Consider the following 15,820-nt stretch of genomic DNA (forward strand, 5'->3'; position numbering starts at 1 on the left):
GTTGAAGTCGCGAGCGGTATTACCACTCAAAGATTTTCCACGAAGGGATCAGCATATCCGGCTGGTCCGAGCGGATGAAGTTTGCATCAGTGCCGTCGGCGCGTACCAGGAAATAAGGCTTGCCGTTCTTGGGCGTGACCTTGATCGCGTACAAAAAGCCGTTTTGCCGATATTCCTGAATGGTTTTATCGCCTTCGGTGCGGATGGTGACATCCGGGTCCGCCGAGGGCGCGTCATCCGCCGCCATGACGGCCAGCGGGGTGAATGCAAACAAGCCAGCCAGTAACAGGCGATTTAGTGTACGCATGATAACCTTGTCCCTTTGTCGTCAACGGTCCCGCTATTCTAGCCCCGGACCCGCCGAAAAGGTTGATCCTGCTCATGAGCCAAGCCCCCCTCGTCCTGGTGGACGGTTCTTCTTATCTGTACCGCGCCTTTCATGCGCTGCCACCGCTGACCACGTCCAAAGGCCTGCCGACCGGTGCGGTCAAGGGCGTGCTGAACATGCTCAAGAGCCTGCGCAAGCAGTATCCGGACAGTCCGTTCGCCGTGGTGTTCGACGCCAAGGGTGGGACGTTTCGCGATGCGCTGTACGCCGAATACAAGGCCAACCGCCCGAGCATGCCCGACGACATGCGCGTGCAGATCGAACCGCTGCACGCCAGCGTCAAGGCCCTGGGCTTCCCGTTGCTGTGCGTGGACAACGTCGAGGCCGATGACGTGATCGGCACCCTGGCCCGCAGCAGCGCGGCGGCCGACCGTCCGGTGGTGATCTCCACCGGCGACAAGGACATGGCGCAGTTGGTCGACGGGCACATTACCTTGGTCAATACCATGACCGGTAGCGCCCTGGACGTGGCTGGCGTGAAGGAGAAGTTTGGCGTCGCTCCGGAGCAGATCATCGATTACCTGGCGTTGATGGGCGATTCGTCCGACAACATCCCGGGCGTCCCGGGTATCGGACCGAAGACCGCTTCCGGCCTGCTGGTGGGCGTCAACGGCGGCCTGACCGAGCTGTACGCGCAACTGGACATCGTCGCCACCTTGCCGATCCGTGGCGCCAAGACCCTCGCCGCCAAGCTCGAAGAACACAAGGAAATGGCATTCCTGTCCTACGAACTGGCGACCATCAAGACCGACGTGCCATTGGATGTCGGCCTCGACGACCTGCAAATGGGCACGCCCGACCACGAGAAACTGGCCGAGCTGTATACGTTGCTGGAGTTCAAGAGCTGGTTCGAAGAAAACCAGCGGGACGCCAAGCGTGCCGGCCAGGAGATCGTCGAAGTGGCCGACGAACAGCCCGGCGCTGCCGAGGCCAAGTACGAGGTCATCCTCGACCAGGCGCGCTTTGACGCGTGGCTGGCGAAACTGGAAAAAGCGCCGCTGTTTGCCTTTGTCACCGAAACCAACGGCGGCGATGCCCAGCATTCGCAACTCGTTGGCCTGTCGTTCGCCGTGGCCCCGTTCGAGGCGGCCTACATCCCGCTGACCCATTCCTACATGGGCGTGCCGGAGCAACTGGACCGCGACACAGTGCTCAAGGCGCTCAAGCCGCTGCTGGAAAACCCGGACAAGCTCAAGGTTGGCCAGCACGCCAAGTTCGAAACCAACATCCTGGCCAACTGCGCCATTGGCGGTGACCAGAACAACGGCATCCTGGTCCAGGGCATCGCCTTTGACACCATGCTGGAATCCTACGTGCTGGACTCCACTGCGACCCGTCACGACATGGACAGCCTGGCGCTCAAATACCTGGGCCAGAGCAAGACCGATTTCCAGGACATCGCCGGCAAAGGGGTCAAGCAACTGACCTTCGACCAGATTTCCCTGGAACTGGCCGGCCCTTACGCCGCCGAAGACGCCGACGTGACTTTCCGCCTGCACCAGGCCTTGCAGGAAAAGCTGGCCGCCACGCCAAGCCTGGGCCCGGTGCTCAACGACATCGAAATGCCGCTGATGCCGGTCCTGGCGCGCATCGAGCGCCAGGGCGCGCTGGTGGATGCCAACCTGCTGGGCGTACAAAGTGTCGAGTTGGGCGAGAAGTTGGTGGCCCTGGAGCGTGAGGCGTTTGCCATCGCCGGTGAGGAATTCAACCTCGGTTCGCCGAAGCAATTGGGCGTGATCCTGTACGAAAAGCTCGGCTTGCCGGTGCTCAGCAAAACTGCCAAGGGCCAGGCTTCCACCGCCGAAGCGGTGCTCGCCGAACTGGCGGAGCAGGATTACCCGCTGCCCAAGGTGCTGATGCAGTACCGCTCCCTGAGCAAGCTCAAGAGCACCTACACCGATCGCCTGCCGGAACAGATCAACAGCCGCACCGGCCGCGTCCATACCAATTACCAGCAAGCCGTCGCCGCGACCGGGCGCTTGTCGTCCATCGATCCGAACCTGCAGAACATTCCGATTCGGACCGCCGAAGGCCGGCGCATCCGCCAGGCGTTCGTTGCGCCGAAAGGCTACAAGCTGCTGGCGGCGGACTATTCGCAGATCGAACTGCGGATCATGGCGCACCTGGCCAAGGATGAAGGGTTGCTCCACGCCTTTCGCAATGACCTGGACGTGCACCGGGCCACGGCGGCCGAGGTGTTCGGCGTCGACCTGGAAGCCGTCACCCACGACCAACGCCGCAGCGCCAAGGCGATCAACTTCGGCTTGATCTACGGCATGAGCGCGTTCGGCCTGGCCAAGCAGATTGGCGTCGATCGCAAGCAGTCCCAGGCCTACATCGACCGCTACTTCGCCCGCTACCCGGGTGTGTTGGCCTACATGGAGCGCACCCGCGCCCAGGCGGCCGAGCAAGGTTTCGTCGAAACCATTTTCGGTCGTCGCCTGTACCTGCCAGACATCAACGCGAAAAACCCGGCCCTGCGCAAAGGCGCCGAGCGCACCGCCATCAACGCGCCGATGCAAGGCACGGCGGCTGACATCATCAAGAAAGCCATGGTTGCCGTGGATGGCTGGCTGACGGCGTCAGGGCTGGATGCGAAAGTCATCCTGCAGGTCCACGACGAACTGGTGCTGGAAGTGCGTGAAGACTTGGTTGACCAGGTGCGCGAAGAGATCCGCCAGCACATGAGTGCCGCCGCTAAGTTGGACGTGCCGCTGCTGGTGGAAGTGGGCGTGGGCAATAACTGGGACGAGGCGCACTGATTCCCACGTCCTGAGGCCTAGGGCTTTTGTGGCGAGGGAGCTTGCTCCCGCTCGGCTGCGCAGCAGTCGCAAACCGGGCGATGCAGTCCGCCTGGAAAAATGCAGGGGCCTGCTGCGCAGGCCAGCGGGAGCAAGCTCCCTCGCCACAGGGAGTCACCGCAATGCCAGCGATGGCTTCGTTAGCTCGGAAAATTCCTACGGTTATTTCCAAAAAAAATCTGAACTAAACCCGTGAATCGCCACTCAGAGATTCTGAATGGCTGGTGAAGCCCTTCAATGCTCCTATGTTGTGTTAAGTGTTGGCAGATATCTGGACCCCGCCCTAGCGGTCCGGAACTTGGACCCCGAACTTCCCCCTCCCCATAAGAAGTCCGGGGTTTTTTTTGCCTGCGATTTGGCTTATTCGGCCTCTTCGCTGCCCTTGTCCGCCAATTCCATCCAGTCCGCCAGCACGGTATAGGCTTCTTCCAAGCCCATGCGCTTGGGTGCCGAGAACAGTTGGATAGTGATCGCGTCGCCCCAGCCCTTGCGAATGTCCGACTGCACTTTGAGCAAGGTATTTTTCGCCGCGCCGTAGGTGAGCTTGTCGGCCTTGGTCAGCAGGATGTGCATCGGCATGCCGCTGGCGACTGCCCAATCGAGCATCAACAGGTCGAAGTCGGTCATCGGATGGCGAATATCCATCATCAAGATCAGGCCTTTCAGACTCTCGCGGCTGCCCAGGTAGGCTTCCAAGTGACGCTGCCAGTGTTGCTTGAGCGGGATCGGTACCTTGGCGTAGCCGTAGCCGGGCAGGTCGACCAAACGCCGTTCATCGTCTAGCTTGAAGAAGTTCAAGAGCTGCGTGCGACCCGGGGTTTTCGAGGTGCGTGCCAGGCTCGCATGGGTCAAGGTGTTCAGCGCGCTGGATTTGCCGGCGTTGGAACGGCCGGCAAACGCCACTTCGAAGCCTTCGTCGTCTGGGCATTGATCGACTTTGGCGGCGCTGAGCATGAAGGTGGACTGTTGGCACAGGCCGAGGATAGGGTTCTTCAGTTGCATGGGATTTCCGATGTGGGCGGCGTCGGGAATGGACGCGGCAAGCTGTGTCGTTTCCGTTTCAGTGACGCCAGTATATAATGCCGCAGATTTTGTGTGCGTTTTGTCCCAGCGTAGGATGAAGCTCACGGGAGCGACCGACCGAAATTGCGCATTAGAACGCAGCTCGTTCCCAACCCTGAAAAGGTCGTTTTATGACGAAATGGCTGCTAGCTGCCGGTGTCTTGATGCCGCTTTACAGCGCTCAGGCTACACAGGATCCGGAAGCTGTGTACAACCGTGTTTGTGGTGCCTGTCATTCCGGCCAACTCCCCATGGCGCCCCGCAAGGGCGATCAGGAAGCTTGGACGCCGAGGTTGGCGAAAGGTATGGAGACGCTGGTGCAACACGTGACCCAGGGTTTCAAGGCGATGCCGCCGCGTGGTTTGTGCATGGACTGCAGTGCCGAGGATTACCGAGCCATCATCCAGTGGATGAGCGAGTGAACCCGGTCCATAACTCTTTAACCCTTAGCCGTAGTTGGATTAGCTGATGAACAAACTGATCGTGAGTCTGCTGTTGACCTTGGGGATATCCGGCGTAGCCCACGCCGCTGGCGATGCCAAGGCCGGTGAGGCGAAAGTGGCCGTATGCGGGGCCTGCCACGGCCCGGATGGCAATAGCATGGCGCCCAACTTTCCGAAACTGGCGGGCCAGGGCGAGCGCTACTTGACCAAGCAGTTGAAGGAAATCAAGGACGGCAAGCGTGTCGTGCTGGAAATGACCGGCCTGCTGACCAACCTGAGCGATCAGGACCTGGAGGACATCGCAGCCTACTTCGCCAGCCAGAAGGGCAGCGTCGGCGCCGCCGATCCAAAACTCGTGGCTCGCGGTGAAGCGCTGTTCCGCGGCGGCAACCTGGAAAAAGGCCTGCCAGCCTGCACTGGCTGCCATTCCCCTGACGGCAAGGGCAACGCCGCTGCCGGTTTCCCACACTTGGGCGGCCAGCATGCCCAGTACATCACCAAGCAATTGACCGATTTCCGCAAGGAAGAAGGCGGTCGTGCCAACGACGGTGACGCAATGACCATGCGCACCATTGCCCGCAAGCTGAGCGACGAAGATATCGCGGCAGTTTCCAGCTACATCCAGGGCCTGCACTAAGGCCGTTGCGAGGGGATACACCTCTTGCAACGTTAACGCTCGATTAATCTGTCGATGCGAGCATCAAAAGGGTGGCTTTGGCCGCCCTTTTTTGTGGCCGCTGCCGTTACACTAGAGAACTTGAACCCGCCACGGTCTGTCTTAGAAACAGGCCTTGCCAGGCCCCCTCATTGTCCAGGAGTAAAGCATGCGTAATCTGATCATCAGCGCCGCGCTCGTCGCCGCCAGCCTGTTCGGCGTGACTGCCCAAGCGGCTGAAAAGCCCGCCGCCCCCTATGTCGAACTGGCCAACCCCGTTCCGGTGGCAGCGCCTGGCAAGATCGAAGTCGTGGAGCTGTTCTGGTACGGCTGCCCGCATTGCTACGCATTCGAACCGGTGATCAACCCATGGGCTGAAAAACTGCCTTCGGACGTCAATTTCGTCCGCATTCCCGCCATGTTCGGTGGCCCATGGGACGCCCACGGCCAGATGTTCCTGACCCTCGAAGCCATGGGCGTCGAGCACAAGGTTCACGCTGCGGTATTCAACGCGATCCAGAAAGAAGGCAAGAAGCTGGTCAAGAAAGATGAGATGGCGGACTTCCTCGCCACCCAGGGCGTCGATAAGGACAAGTTCCTCGCCACCTTCGATTCCTTTGCCATCCAGGGCCAGATCAAGAAGGCCCGCGAGCTGGCGAAGAAATACGAAATCACCGGCGTACCGACCATGGTCGTCAACGGCAAGTACCGCTTTGACATCGGCTCTGCCGGCGGTGCCGAACAAGCCCTGCAACTGGCCGACCAGTTGATCGCCAAAGAGCGAGCGGCCACCAAGGCTGCTGCCAACTAAGCGCGGCCCACGCCCATGGCCCGCTGGAGTACCGAACGCATCGTTGGCCTGCATGAACCACGGGTCAACGAGCATCATGTCACGTCCACGGGCCTGCCTGGCGACAGCCGCTTGCGGCTGCTCAGCTTCAATATCCAGGTGGGCATCAGCACCGAGCGCTACCGGCATTACCTGACCCGCGGCTGGCAACATTTGCTGCCGCACACCGGGCGTGCCGGCAACCTGCAGAAAATCGGCGACCTGCTCAAGGACTTCGACCTGGTGGCGCTGCAAGAGGCCGACGGCGGGAGCTTGAGGTCAGGCTACGTCAATCAGGTGGAACACCTGGCCCAACTGGGCGCTTTTCCCTACTGGTACCAGCAACTCAATCGCAACCTCGGACGCCTCGGCCAGCACAGCAATGGCGTGTTGAGTCGCCTGCGTCCGTGGGCGATCGAAGATCATCCGCTGCCGGGCCCCAAGGGGCGCGGGGCGATCCTGGCGCGTTTCGGCGAAGGTCCGGAGGCGCTGATCGTGGTCATGATGCACCTGGCCCTCGGGGCGCGTACCCGGACAATGCAGCTGGCCTACATTCGCGAGCTGATCGGCGGCTACAAACATCAGATCCTGATGGGCGACATGAACACCCACGCCACCGACTTGCTGCAGACGTCGCCCTTGCGCGATCTCGGCTTGCTCGCCCCGCAACTGGAAGCGACATTCCCCAGCTGGCGCCCCCAGCGCTGCCTGGACCATATTCTATTGAGCCCGACCCTGACCCTCGAACGCGTCGAGGTGCTGGCCCAACCCATTTCCGATCACCTGCCGGTCGCGGTAGAAATTCGTTTGCCGGGTTCGCTCACGGCCGATGCATTCCCTGCGCTGAGTACTGCCCTCGCGGATCCGAATGAATGAGCGACGACGCCGAACGCTGGAGAGAGAAATACCTCAAGAGCATCGAACAGCAGGAAAAGCTCGAGCGCCGCTGGGATGCTCGGCTCGACTTGCTGCGTCGTGGCCTGGTGCGCAGCACCCTGGCCGCCGAGGGCACTGACCGGGCTGTCGATCAATGCATGAAAGAGATGCGCGAGGTAGTGCGCACCGATGACATGGATGCCGGCCTCGCTGCCCTGCTGCCGCGCCTGGAGAAAGCCGTACTCGATTCCGAGCAACGCCGCGAAACCCGGGTCGAGCAGACGAGCGCTGCGTTGACCGCCCTGGTCGCCCAGTTGCAGAGGCTGCCGTTGCCCAAAGAAGTCAGCCGGCCGCTGAAGAAGTTTGCCAAGCAACTGGAGGACCGAGCCGGCCAGGCCCGGGAGATTCCGCTGCTGCTCAGCGAACTGAGCGGTTTGCAAGGCAAGGCCCTGAGCGCCTTGGACGCCCCTGTCGAACCGAATCGACCCGGCCTGCTGCAACGGCTGTTTGGCGGCCAAGGCCATGAGGAAGCGACGCCGCAGCCCCACGAGCCTGCCCAGGCCAGCGTGGCGTCTGCGCCAGAAACGACTCTGCCGGTAGCCGTTGAGCCGGCAGGTGATGCAGCCTCCGTCGCACCAGGGCCAGCACCGCAGCCATTGGTCGCGGAGCAAGCAGCCGAGGCGACGCCCGAACCGGTCGGCCCGGTTGCGCCGCAGACCCAAGTCGCGCCGACGCCCACTCCGACACCCGTCGCCGAAGTGATTCAGCCAACCAGCGAGCCGGACGAAGCAACCGCGCCCGCCCCGTCGCAAACACCGGTCGCCCACGAGCTCCCGGTAGCAGCGTCCAGCCCGGAGAATCCCGACGAACTGATGCCCGAGGATGAGCCTCAGGCCCTTCCCGCCTCCTCGTCGCCGCCAACAGAAGTCGAGCCCGACGACCCCCTGGCCGCAGCCGATATCGTAGACGCCCAGTACGCCCTGCCCGACTCGCCGGAGCCGTCCTACAGCTCGGTCGCCAAACACATTGAAGACACCTTGTTGGGCCTGTTGGGCGACCTGACCTTGCCCGAACGCCATCGCCCACAAGCCGAAGCCATGCGCGAGCGGCTGCGAAATGGGATGAACTGGTACGAACTGCTACCGATCCTCGATGATCTGGCGGTATTGATGCTGGCCATCACCGACACCGGCCAGCATGAGTTCGAAGCGTACTTGCAGCGCCTCAATGATCGGCTGGAGTCCTTCCAGAGCAGCCTGCAAGCCGCCAGTGAAGACCACGCCGACAACCTGTCGGCCTCCCGGCAAATGGACACCCAGATTCGCGAACAGGTGGACGGGCTGCAAAGCAGCGTGCAACAAGCCGATGACCTGGAAGGCCTCAAGCAGGTGCTGGAGAATCATCTTGAAGGCTTGCTCGGCACGATGGACCAACACCGTCAACAACGGGATCAGCGCGAGCAGGAAGTCTCGACGCGCCTGAAAAGCCTGGCCGATCGTGTCGCGCTGATGGAGCAGGATGCCCAGGTCGTGCGGGAAAATCTCGAAGAGCAACGGCAAAAAGCGCTGGTCGATCCGCTCACCGGCTTGCCCAACCGTGCTGCCTGGTCCGAGCGGCTGGAACATGAAGTCGGCCAGTGGCAGCAACATGGCAACAGCTTGCTGCTGGCCATGCTGGACCTCGATCATTTCAAGCGCATCAATGACAACTATGGCCATCTGGCCGGCGACCGGGTGTTGAAACTGATCGCTTCGGTCCTGCGCAAGCGTCTGCGTGGCAGCGATTTCATCGCGCGTTTCGGTGGCGAAGAGTTTGTCCTGCTGGTGCCGGATACGCCGCTGGCCGCTGGCGCCAAGCTGGCCGAGGCGCTGCGCCTGGCCATCGAAGCTTGCCCATTCCATTTCAAGGGCGAGCCGGTGACCGTGACGGTATCGGTGGGCATGACGGCCTTCAAGCCGGGCGAACACAGCGATTCAGTGCTTAAAAGAGCCGATCAGGCGCTCTACCGGGCGAAAAATGCCGGGCGCAACCGCGTGGAGCTGGGCTGAGGGCTAATTGTTCCAATTTGTTTATTATCGTCCCGCGCACCGGATCATCGCGGGGCGATACGTTACACTGTTGCATTACTTCCAGCGCGTAATGCCTTCCGCCATGAAATTTCTTTCGCTCATCGTTGCTTTCATTGTCCTGGCCGGCTGCACCAGCGGCCCGCGGTTCGACACCAGTCACCCTTCCGTCAACCATGACAACCGCATCCAATTCGTGGTGGTGCATTACACCTCGGCCTCCCTGGAACGTTCCCTGGCCCTTCTGACCCATGGCGAAGTCAGTGCCCATTACCTGATTGGCGACGATAAAGACGCAACCATCTACAAGCTGGTGGATGAAAGCCGACGGGCCTGGCACGCCGGGGAAAGTGAATGGGAAGGTCGGACCTGGCTCAATTCCAGCTCCATTGGCATCGAAATCGTCAATCCAGGTTTCATCGACACGCCCACCGGGCGTCTCTGGTATCCCTACAGCGAAGCCCAGGTCCAGGCGCTGACCGTGTTGCTCAAGGACATCCTGAAGCGCAACGGGCTCAACCCGCGCAGCATCATCGGCCACAGCGACATCGCGCCCCTGCGCAAGCTCGATCCAGGCCCGCTGTTTCCATGGAAGCGCCTGGCGCAGGCGGGCTTGGGAGTATGGCCGGACGAGCAGGCAGTCGCGCGCCAGCAGGTACTCTTCGCCGCGCAGCTACCGTCCGCCAGTTGGTTCCAGGCCGAACTGGCCCGCCTGGGCTACCCAACGCCCCAGACCGGCGAATGGGACGTGGCCACCCAACAGGTGCTGGCCGCCTTCCAGATGCACTACCGTCCGACCCGCTTCGACGGCACACCGGACGCGCAAAGCGCGGCGATTCTGCAGGTGCTCAACCAGACAAAATAATGACGCCCGTCCGACGAATCGGGCCAAATCCAAATCAGAGGCTATAACTCATTGGTAACTTTCGGATTACCGATGATGACGGCTGCCCGCGAAAACCTACAGAGCTGGCTCCATCGCCCCCTTTTCCTGGCGATGATAGCGGCTGCCCTGAGTACCGTCCTGCTGCTGGCGGGCAGTCTGTTCGTGGTGGTGCAGCAGATCCAGCAGCGTGAAAGCGACCAGATGAATGCCCAGGGCGAGCGCTTCCTGCTCCGGCTGGAACAGCTCTTCGGGCAACTGCGTGAAAGCCTCGACGACCTGCAAAACCAGCCCTTGCGCGGCTGCGACGATGACATGATCGCGACCTTGCGCGAGGTCAGCTTCAACTACCGTTTCGTTTATGAAGCGGTGTACATCGACGGCAGCGGCGTTTGTACCAATCGCCCGCGCCCGAGTGGATTGTCGGTGACCCGCCCGCCCGACCTCCGGGGCCCGACCTACAGTTACTGGCTCAATACCACCACCGAACCCGATGAAGACCGCGCGGCGTTGATGCTAGGGCGTGGCAATTTCCGCGTCGCGACCTCCCGTGGACATTTGGCCGACGTGGTCGACCTGCCACCCGGCAGCAGTCTTCTAGTGGTCCTGGATCATGGCGAGCGGGCCATTCCCGTGTTGGGCACCCAACAACGCTGGCCGCCCGCGGAGCCTTGGCCACCGAAAAGCCAAAATGCCTTGCAGGTAACGCAGACCCGGCTGATCTATCGGATGCCCACTGACAGCCCGGAATATCAGCTAGTGCTGATTGCCCAGCGCAACGGTTTCAAGGTTCCGCCCTATGCTTGGTGGATGTTGCCCATCAGCCTGGTGCTGGGCCTGGGGATTGGTTTCCAGGTGTATCTCCTGGCACGCCACCGCCAGTCCATGGATGCCGAACTGCACGGGGCCATTCGGCGCGGTGAACTACAGGTGTTGTACCAGCCGATTTTCGACCTCGACAGCCGCAACTGTGTTGGCGCCGAAGCCTTGCTGCGCTGGCGACGACCGGACGGCACCCTGACCAGCCCGGACTTGTTTATCCCGATGGCCGAAAACACCGGGCAGATCCGCCAGATCACCGATTTCGTGCTGCAGCGGCTGTTCGACCAACTGGGCCAGCTGTTGCGGGCCAATCCGCAGCTGTATATCTCGGTGAACCTGGCGGCCTGCGACGTGATGGTGCCGCGCATTGGCGAAGTCATCGCTCGCCTGCTGGCGTTGCATCGGGTTTCGGCGAACCAGATAGCTTTCGAAGTGACCGAGCGCGGGCTGATCGATGTGTTGGTCGCCCGGGATAACCTGCAATCGCTGCGTGATGTCGGGCACCAGGTGCTGATCGACGATTTTGGCACCGGTTATTGCAGCCTGGCCTACCTGCAGACCCTGCCGGTGGACTGCCTGAAAATCGACAAGGCTTTCATCGACGCCCTGGGCCACGATGCCGCCAGCAGCGGCGTGGCCCCGCACATCATTCGCATGGCCCACGCCCTGGAACTCAAGGTGATCGCCGAAGGCATCGAGCATGAAGCCCAAGCCTCCTATTTGAGCAGCGAAGGGGTGAGGTTCGGCCAGGGCTGGCTGTTCGCCCATGCTCTTAGCGCGGTGCAGCTCATTGAGTTGATTACCCGCGGCCGACGCCTGCGCGGACGTCGCCTTGATGATGAAGCCTAAGCCGTGAGTCAGACCGTCAGCGCCATGTAGAACTGCGTGCCCTGTCCCGGCCTTGAATACACGCCCATGCGGCCGCCGTGGAGCTGGACGATCTCCTTGCACAGGGCCAGGCCGAGACCGGCGCCACCCTTCTTGCGTCCGACCTGGACGAAAGGCTCGAAGATCCGTCCCTGTTGGCCGTAGGCAATGCCTTCACCGTTGTCTTCGACGCTAATGATCACCCGCTCGCCATGGCGCCGGGCCTGCAAGCGGATCTGGCCGTCTTCGCCGGTGTGGCGCATGGCGTTGTCGATCAGGTTGTCGAGCACGCGATCCAGTTGCCCGGCGTCGGCGTGCAACCGTGGCAGCGGACCCTGGATGGCCACGAGCAGCTCGATACCCTTGGCGTGGGCCTGTTCGGCGAACCGCAACCGGGCATCCTCCAGCAGGTCGTCGATGGAACAAGGCGCCAGGGTCAGCTTTTGCAGGCCGTTCTGGTAGCGAGAAAAATTCAGCAGGTCATTGATCAGTTGCATCAGCCGCTGCATTTCTTCCGTGACGGTGTTAAGCAGGTCCGCCTCGCGGGACTCCGGCGGGAAGTGCAGGCGTTCCTGCAACAGGCCGAATGCCATGTGCATGCCCGTCACCGGCGTGCGCAACTCGTGGGAGGCACGCAGGACGAACTCGCTGCGCACCCGTTCGAAGGCGCGCTGTTCGGTGACGTCATGCAGCACCATGACCGCGCCGAGGATGTGGCCCTGGGTATGACTGACCGGCGTGAGGCTGTAGGTCAGCACCCGCGACTCGCCGTCGACCTCGATGCTCAGGTCTTCCGGTGCGCGCTCCAGGGTTCCACCGCGCAATACCAGGTGCAATTCTTCATCCAGTTCCAAGCGTCCCAAGGCCTCGCCCAGCCCTTGGCCCAGGCGCGCCTCATCCCAGCCCAATTGGCGCTGGGCCACCGGGTTGAGGTGTTCCAACCGGCCTTGGCGGTCGATCATCAGCAAGCCGTCGTCGATGCTGTCGAGCACGGCTTGCAAACGTTGCTGGCCGGCGAGCAGTTCATCGACATTGGTGGCTTGGTGTTCGCGCAGTGCCTGGGCCATGACCCCGAAACGACGGGTCAGCAGATTCAACTCGGCGGCGGAAGAAATGGGCAGCGTGACCTCGAAATTGCCCTGGCCGATGTCATCCGCCGCCGCGGCCAGCGCCTCGATCGGCGCGCCGAAACGCCGGGCAATGCCGTGGGCCGTAATAAAGCCGATGACCAGCACCGCCAGCCCCACCAGGCCCAGCAGCCCGGAAATCCACATCGCACGTTTCCGGGCGCGGTCCTGGGTTTCACTGATGTTGGTCAAGGCCTCGCGATAACCCTCGATCAACCCGTTACGCAGCACGTTGAATTTCTCGGTGAGCGCCTTGATACCGGTGAGCTGGCTCGCCTGCTGGCGAGACGCGGTGAAAGCCTCGAGAAACTCGACATAGTCGGCCTTGGCCCGGCTGAAGCTGACCGCTGCATCGTCCAGTTTTCGTTCGTGGGCAATCCCCTCGTCGATCAACGCCAGGTATTGCTGCTTGGACGCCTCCAGCGCAGCCAGGTTGGGCTTGTCGTCGAGCATGATCATCAACTGATCGCCCAGGGTCTGGCGCAGCTTGAGGCCCAGGTCCAGCAGGATGAAGTTGTCGCGTACCGATTGTTCCTGGGTGTTGGCCATCTGCATCACGCTGACCAGGCCAAGCACCAGCCCCAGCAAGGCCACGGTGATCAGCGCCGAGATGCTGAGAAACAGTCGCGTGCGCAGCTTCATCGCCAGTTTCATAAGGTGTCGCTCACAGGTTGTACTGCTTGCGTTTGCGATACAGCGTGGAAGCATCGATACCCAGGGTCTTGGCCGCCTGGTCGAGGGTATCGGCCGTGGCCAGCACCGCGCCGATGTGGGCTTTTTCCAGTTCATCGAGGCTCAAAGCGGCACCGATGCGCGGCGCATTGTTGACCGGCTGCTCGGCCATGCCCAAGTGACTGATTTCGACTTTTTCCTGTGGGCAGATGATGCTGGCGCGCTCGACCACGTTGCGCAGTTCGCGGATGTTGCCGGGCCAGCGATAGCCTAGCAGCGCTTCGCGCGCCTCGTCGCTGAAGCCCCGGGCCGGGCGCGCGTATTCCTTGACGAAGCGGGCCAGGAAGCGATCGGCCAGGGTCAGGATGTCTTCGGCGCGCTCACGCAGCGGTGGCAAGTGCAGGGTGATGACGTTCAGGCGATACAGCAGGTCTTCGCGAAAACGCCCGTCGCGCACCATGTCTTCGAGGTTGAGGTTGGTGGCGGCGAGAATTCGCACATCGGCGCGGCGAGTGACCGGATCCCCTACCCGCTCATATTCCTTGTCTTGGATAAAACGCAACAACTTGGGTTGCAAAGTCAGCGGAAAATCGCCGATCTCGTCGAGAAACAGTGTGCCGCCGTCGGCCTGGTTGACTCGGCCCAAGGTACTTTCGCTGGCGCCGGTGAACGCCCCTCGGCTATGGCCAAACAACTCGCTTTCCATCAATTCGGCGGTCAGTGACGGGCAATTGATGGTGACGCAGGATTTCTTCGCGCGCTTGCTCCAACCGTGGATCGCTCGAGCCAGCTCGCCTTTACCGGTGCCGGATTCGCCGAGGATCAGGATGTTGGCGTCGGTGCTGGCCACTTGGCGCGCGGTCTCCAGCACGACTTTCATCGCCGGACTGTGGGAGTCGAGGCCGTCCTTGGGTTTACGCACCTCGCCTTCCAAGGCTTCGAGCCTTGCCGACAGTTGGCGCACTTCCAGTTGCTTGGCGGTGGCCAGGCGCAGCTGATCCGGGCTGCAAGGCTTGACCAGGTAATCGGCGGCGCCAGCCTGGATGGCATCGACCGCGGTGTCGACGGCCGAGTGGGCGGTGACGATCACCACTCGCATCCAAGGCGCTTGGATACGCATTTGTGCCAGGACATCCAAGCCGTTGTCTTCCCCCAGGCGCAGGTCGAGAAAACACAGGTCGAACACCTGGCGTTGCAGCAGTGCGTCGGCTTGGGCAGCGCTGTTGGCCGTGGCGACGGTATAGCCTTCGTCTTCCAGGCAGTAACGGAACGTACGCAGGATGGCGGACTCGTCGTCTACCAGCAGAATGCGGCCTTGGTGCTCAGTGGCGGATTCCATTTTTCCTACGCTCCTTTAATGAATGATGTTGGTTAGTGTCAGAAAAATCGGGCAAGTTGCATGGTCGATTCTGAGGGGATATTACCCACCGAGCGTGCCTCTGTGGATGTCTGACTCCTAAAAGCCTGATTTGAGTTCCTTTTTTTCTGCTTCCTACGGGTCGGACGGTTCGTATCGCTGATTCCGACGGTTGCGTCTGACAGGCAGTTCCAAAACAACCTGACGCGTTTTCTTTTTCCACTCGTGCAATACGCACGACAGGCGCGCGGGCCATCGTGCAGGATGCGTTCCCCGCGTTTTGTGGTGATTCCACAACATATTGATTTTAAAGAGATTTATCTGAACAAAATCCTGGCACGGCGGCTGCAATGCTCTGGTCAACGTTGGCGTATATGCGCCTCAACCAGACACCACACCCGGGTGGGGAGGAATTTCAGGATGAATCGTCAAAGTGCCGCCCAATTTAAAAGCGCCGCCCAATTTCGACTCTCTTCTCTGCACCTCCAGCAGGGCTTGTGGGCTGCCCTGGCCCTGTTGGTCACGCTCGTGATTGGCCAGCAATGGTTGCTCTGGCAGGAGCGTCAGCAACCAGAAGCGCCGCAAGTTTCGATTCATCGCGCCCCACAAACCCACTTCAGCGCCGTCAGCAACCTCAAGGACGCTTCCTCTGCCATGCGCATGATGGATGTCGATCAGGTTCAGCCAATGACCGACATGCCGCGTGAAGAGCGCTGGGTGTTTTAACCCGATGTACCGGTCGTCCACTGCGCCGGAACCATCACCGCCAGACCCTCACTAAATAGAAAAGCGTAAGGAGAATCACCATGTTGAGCTGGGCAATTACCTTCCTGATCATTGCCATCATCGCCGCCGTACTGGGCTTCGGTGGTATCGCAGGCACCGCCACGGGCATCGCCAAGATTCTCTTTGTCGTGTTCCTGGTGATGTTCATTGCTTCCTTCTTCTTTGGCCGTCGTGGCCGAGGCTGAC

At 61.4% G+C, this 15,820-nt stretch carries 14 protein-coding genes; 10 read left to right on the forward strand and 4 right to left on the reverse strand.

Annotated elements, in window-relative coordinates:
- Window positions 1-19: 19 nt before the first annotated feature.
- Window positions 20-307, reverse strand: coding sequence for a DUF2782 domain-containing protein (locus HU715_RS20680; protein WP_053126892.1), 288 nt, complete (start codon window positions 305-307; stop codon window positions 20-22).
- Between the two features lie 74 nt (window positions 308-381).
- Here HU715_RS20680 and polA point away from each other — a divergent pair, with 74 nt between their 5' ends.
- Window positions 382-3,150: a DNA polymerase I gene (gene polA / locus HU715_RS20685; protein WP_186706430.1), complete on the forward strand. Its 2,769-nt coding sequence runs from the start codon at window positions 382-384 to the stop codon at window positions 3,148-3,150.
- Window positions 3,151-3,549: 399 nt separating this feature from the next.
- On the opposite strand, the gene yihA is transcribed toward polA, so the two are convergent.
- The gene (yihA, locus tag HU715_RS20690; protein WP_186706429.1) at window positions 3,550-4,191 is read right to left on the reverse strand and encodes a ribosome biogenesis GTP-binding protein YihA/YsxC; all 642 of its coding nucleotides are present in this window, start codon (window positions 4,189-4,191) and stop codon (window positions 3,550-3,552) included.
- Between the two features lie 191 nt (window positions 4,192-4,382).
- On the opposite strand from yihA, the gene HU715_RS20695 reads away from it, so the two are divergent.
- The 7 genes from HU715_RS20695 to HU715_RS20725 all read left to right on the forward strand — a co-directional run bounded on the left by HU715_RS20695 (window position 4,383) and on the right by HU715_RS20725 (window position 11,674).
- On the forward strand, window positions 4,383-4,673 hold the full coding sequence (locus tag HU715_RS20695; RefSeq protein ID WP_003196231.1) for a c-type cytochrome: 291 nt from the start codon (window positions 4,383-4,385) through the stop codon (window positions 4,671-4,673).
- A 46-nt stretch (window positions 4,674-4,719) separates the two neighbouring features.
- A complete protein-coding gene (locus tag HU715_RS20700) occupies window positions 4,720-5,331 on the forward strand; it encodes a c-type cytochrome (protein WP_186706428.1) in 612 nt (203 codons plus the stop codon).
- Between the two features lie 187 nt (window positions 5,332-5,518).
- Window positions 5,519-6,160 carry a thiol:disulfide interchange protein DsbA/DsbL gene (locus HU715_RS20705; protein ID WP_186706427.1) on the forward strand — a complete coding sequence of 214 codons (642 nt, stop codon included), beginning with the start codon at window positions 5,519-5,521 and terminating at the stop codon, window positions 6,158-6,160.
- A 15-nt stretch (window positions 6,161-6,175) separates the two neighbouring features.
- Window positions 6,176-7,054: an endonuclease/exonuclease/phosphatase family protein gene (locus tag HU715_RS20710; RefSeq protein WP_186706426.1), complete on the forward strand. Its 879-nt coding sequence runs from the start codon at window positions 6,176-6,178 to the stop codon at window positions 7,052-7,054.
- Window positions 7,051-9,102 (forward strand): GGDEF domain-containing protein, encoded by a 2,052-nt coding sequence (locus HU715_RS20715; RefSeq protein WP_186706425.1) that lies wholly within the window; start codon window positions 7,051-7,053, stop codon window positions 9,100-9,102. Before HU715_RS20710 ends, HU715_RS20715 begins: the two co-directional genes overlap by 4 nt.
- Window positions 9,103-9,205: 103 nt before the next feature.
- Entirely contained in the window at window positions 9,206-9,985 is a 780-nt protein-coding gene (locus tag HU715_RS20720) for an N-acetylmuramoyl-L-alanine amidase (RefSeq protein ID WP_186706424.1), read from the forward strand.
- 75 nt (window positions 9,986-10,060) lie between these two features.
- A complete protein-coding gene (locus HU715_RS20725; RefSeq protein WP_186706423.1) occupies window positions 10,061-11,674 on the forward strand; it encodes an EAL domain-containing protein in 1,614 nt (537 codons plus the stop codon).
- Between the two features lie 8 nt (window positions 11,675-11,682).
- Here HU715_RS20725 and HU715_RS20730 read toward each other — a convergent pair whose 3' ends face one another.
- Both HU715_RS20730 and algB read right to left on the reverse strand, forming a co-directional pair.
- Window positions 11,683-13,473, reverse strand: a complete 1,791-nt coding sequence (locus tag HU715_RS20730) for an ATP-binding protein (RefSeq protein WP_186706422.1) — start codon at window positions 13,471-13,473, stop codon at window positions 11,683-11,685.
- Between the two features lie 10 nt (window positions 13,474-13,483).
- Complete coding sequence (gene algB, locus HU715_RS20735; RefSeq protein WP_003177149.1) at window positions 13,484-14,830, reverse strand: sigma-54-dependent response regulator transcription factor AlgB; 1,347 nt, start codon at window positions 14,828-14,830, stop codon at window positions 13,484-13,486.
- Window positions 14,831-15,268: 438 nt separating this feature from the next.
- Here algB and HU715_RS20740 point away from each other — a divergent pair, with 438 nt between their 5' ends.
- Both HU715_RS20740 and HU715_RS20745 read left to right on the forward strand, forming a co-directional pair.
- Complete coding sequence (locus tag HU715_RS20740) at window positions 15,269-15,574, forward strand: hypothetical protein (protein WP_186706421.1); 306 nt, start codon at window positions 15,269-15,271, stop codon at window positions 15,572-15,574.
- Between the two features lie 80 nt (window positions 15,575-15,654).
- Entirely contained in the window at window positions 15,655-15,819 is a 165-nt protein-coding gene (locus HU715_RS20745) for a DUF1328 domain-containing protein (RefSeq protein ID WP_003177151.1), read from the forward strand.
- Window position 15,820 lies beyond the last annotated feature (1 nt).

The organism is Pseudomonas zanjanensis, from assembly GCF_014268745.2.
Classification (GTDB): Bacteria; Pseudomonadota; Gammaproteobacteria; order Pseudomonadales; family Pseudomonadaceae; genus Aquipseudomonas; species Aquipseudomonas zanjanensis.

What these genes read in the sequence shown, in the direction of transcription:
- HU715_RS20680 (WP_053126892.1), bottom strand. Translation starts at nt 307, where the DNA reads ATGCGTACACTAAATCGCCTGTTACTGGCTGGCTTGTTTGCATTCACC.
- polA (WP_186706430.1), top strand. Translation starts at nt 382, where the DNA reads ATGAGCCAAGCCCCCCTCGTCCTGGTGGACGGTTCTTCTTATCTGTAC.
- yihA (WP_186706429.1), bottom strand. Translation starts at nt 4,191, where the DNA reads ATGCAACTGAAGAACCCTATCCTCGGCCTGTGCCAACAGTCCACCTTC.
- HU715_RS20695 (WP_003196231.1), top strand. Translation starts at nt 4,383, where the DNA reads ATGACGAAATGGCTGCTAGCTGCCGGTGTCTTGATGCCGCTTTACAGC.
- HU715_RS20700 (WP_186706428.1), top strand. Translation starts at nt 4,720, where the DNA reads ATGAACAAACTGATCGTGAGTCTGCTGTTGACCTTGGGGATATCCGGC.
- HU715_RS20705 (WP_186706427.1), top strand. Translation starts at nt 5,519, where the DNA reads ATGCGTAATCTGATCATCAGCGCCGCGCTCGTCGCCGCCAGCCTGTTC.
- HU715_RS20710 (WP_186706426.1), top strand. Translation starts at nt 6,176, where the DNA reads ATGGCCCGCTGGAGTACCGAACGCATCGTTGGCCTGCATGAACCACGG.
- HU715_RS20715 (WP_186706425.1), top strand. Translation starts at nt 7,051, where the DNA reads ATGAGCGACGACGCCGAACGCTGGAGAGAGAAATACCTCAAGAGCATC.
- HU715_RS20720 (WP_186706424.1), top strand. Translation starts at nt 9,206, where the DNA reads ATGAAATTTCTTTCGCTCATCGTTGCTTTCATTGTCCTGGCCGGCTGC.
- HU715_RS20725 (WP_186706423.1), top strand. Translation starts at nt 10,061, where the DNA reads ATGACGGCTGCCCGCGAAAACCTACAGAGCTGGCTCCATCGCCCCCTT.
- HU715_RS20730 (WP_186706422.1), bottom strand. Translation starts at nt 13,473, where the DNA reads ATGAAACTGGCGATGAAGCTGCGCACGCGACTGTTTCTCAGCATCTCG.
- algB (WP_003177149.1), bottom strand. Translation starts at nt 14,830, where the DNA reads ATGGAATCCGCCACTGAGCACCAAGGCCGCATTCTGCTGGTAGACGAC.
- HU715_RS20740 (WP_186706421.1), top strand. Translation starts at nt 15,269, where the DNA reads ATGAATCGTCAAAGTGCCGCCCAATTTAAAAGCGCCGCCCAATTTCGA.
- HU715_RS20745 (WP_003177151.1), top strand. Translation starts at nt 15,655, where the DNA reads ATGTTGAGCTGGGCAATTACCTTCCTGATCATTGCCATCATCGCCGCC.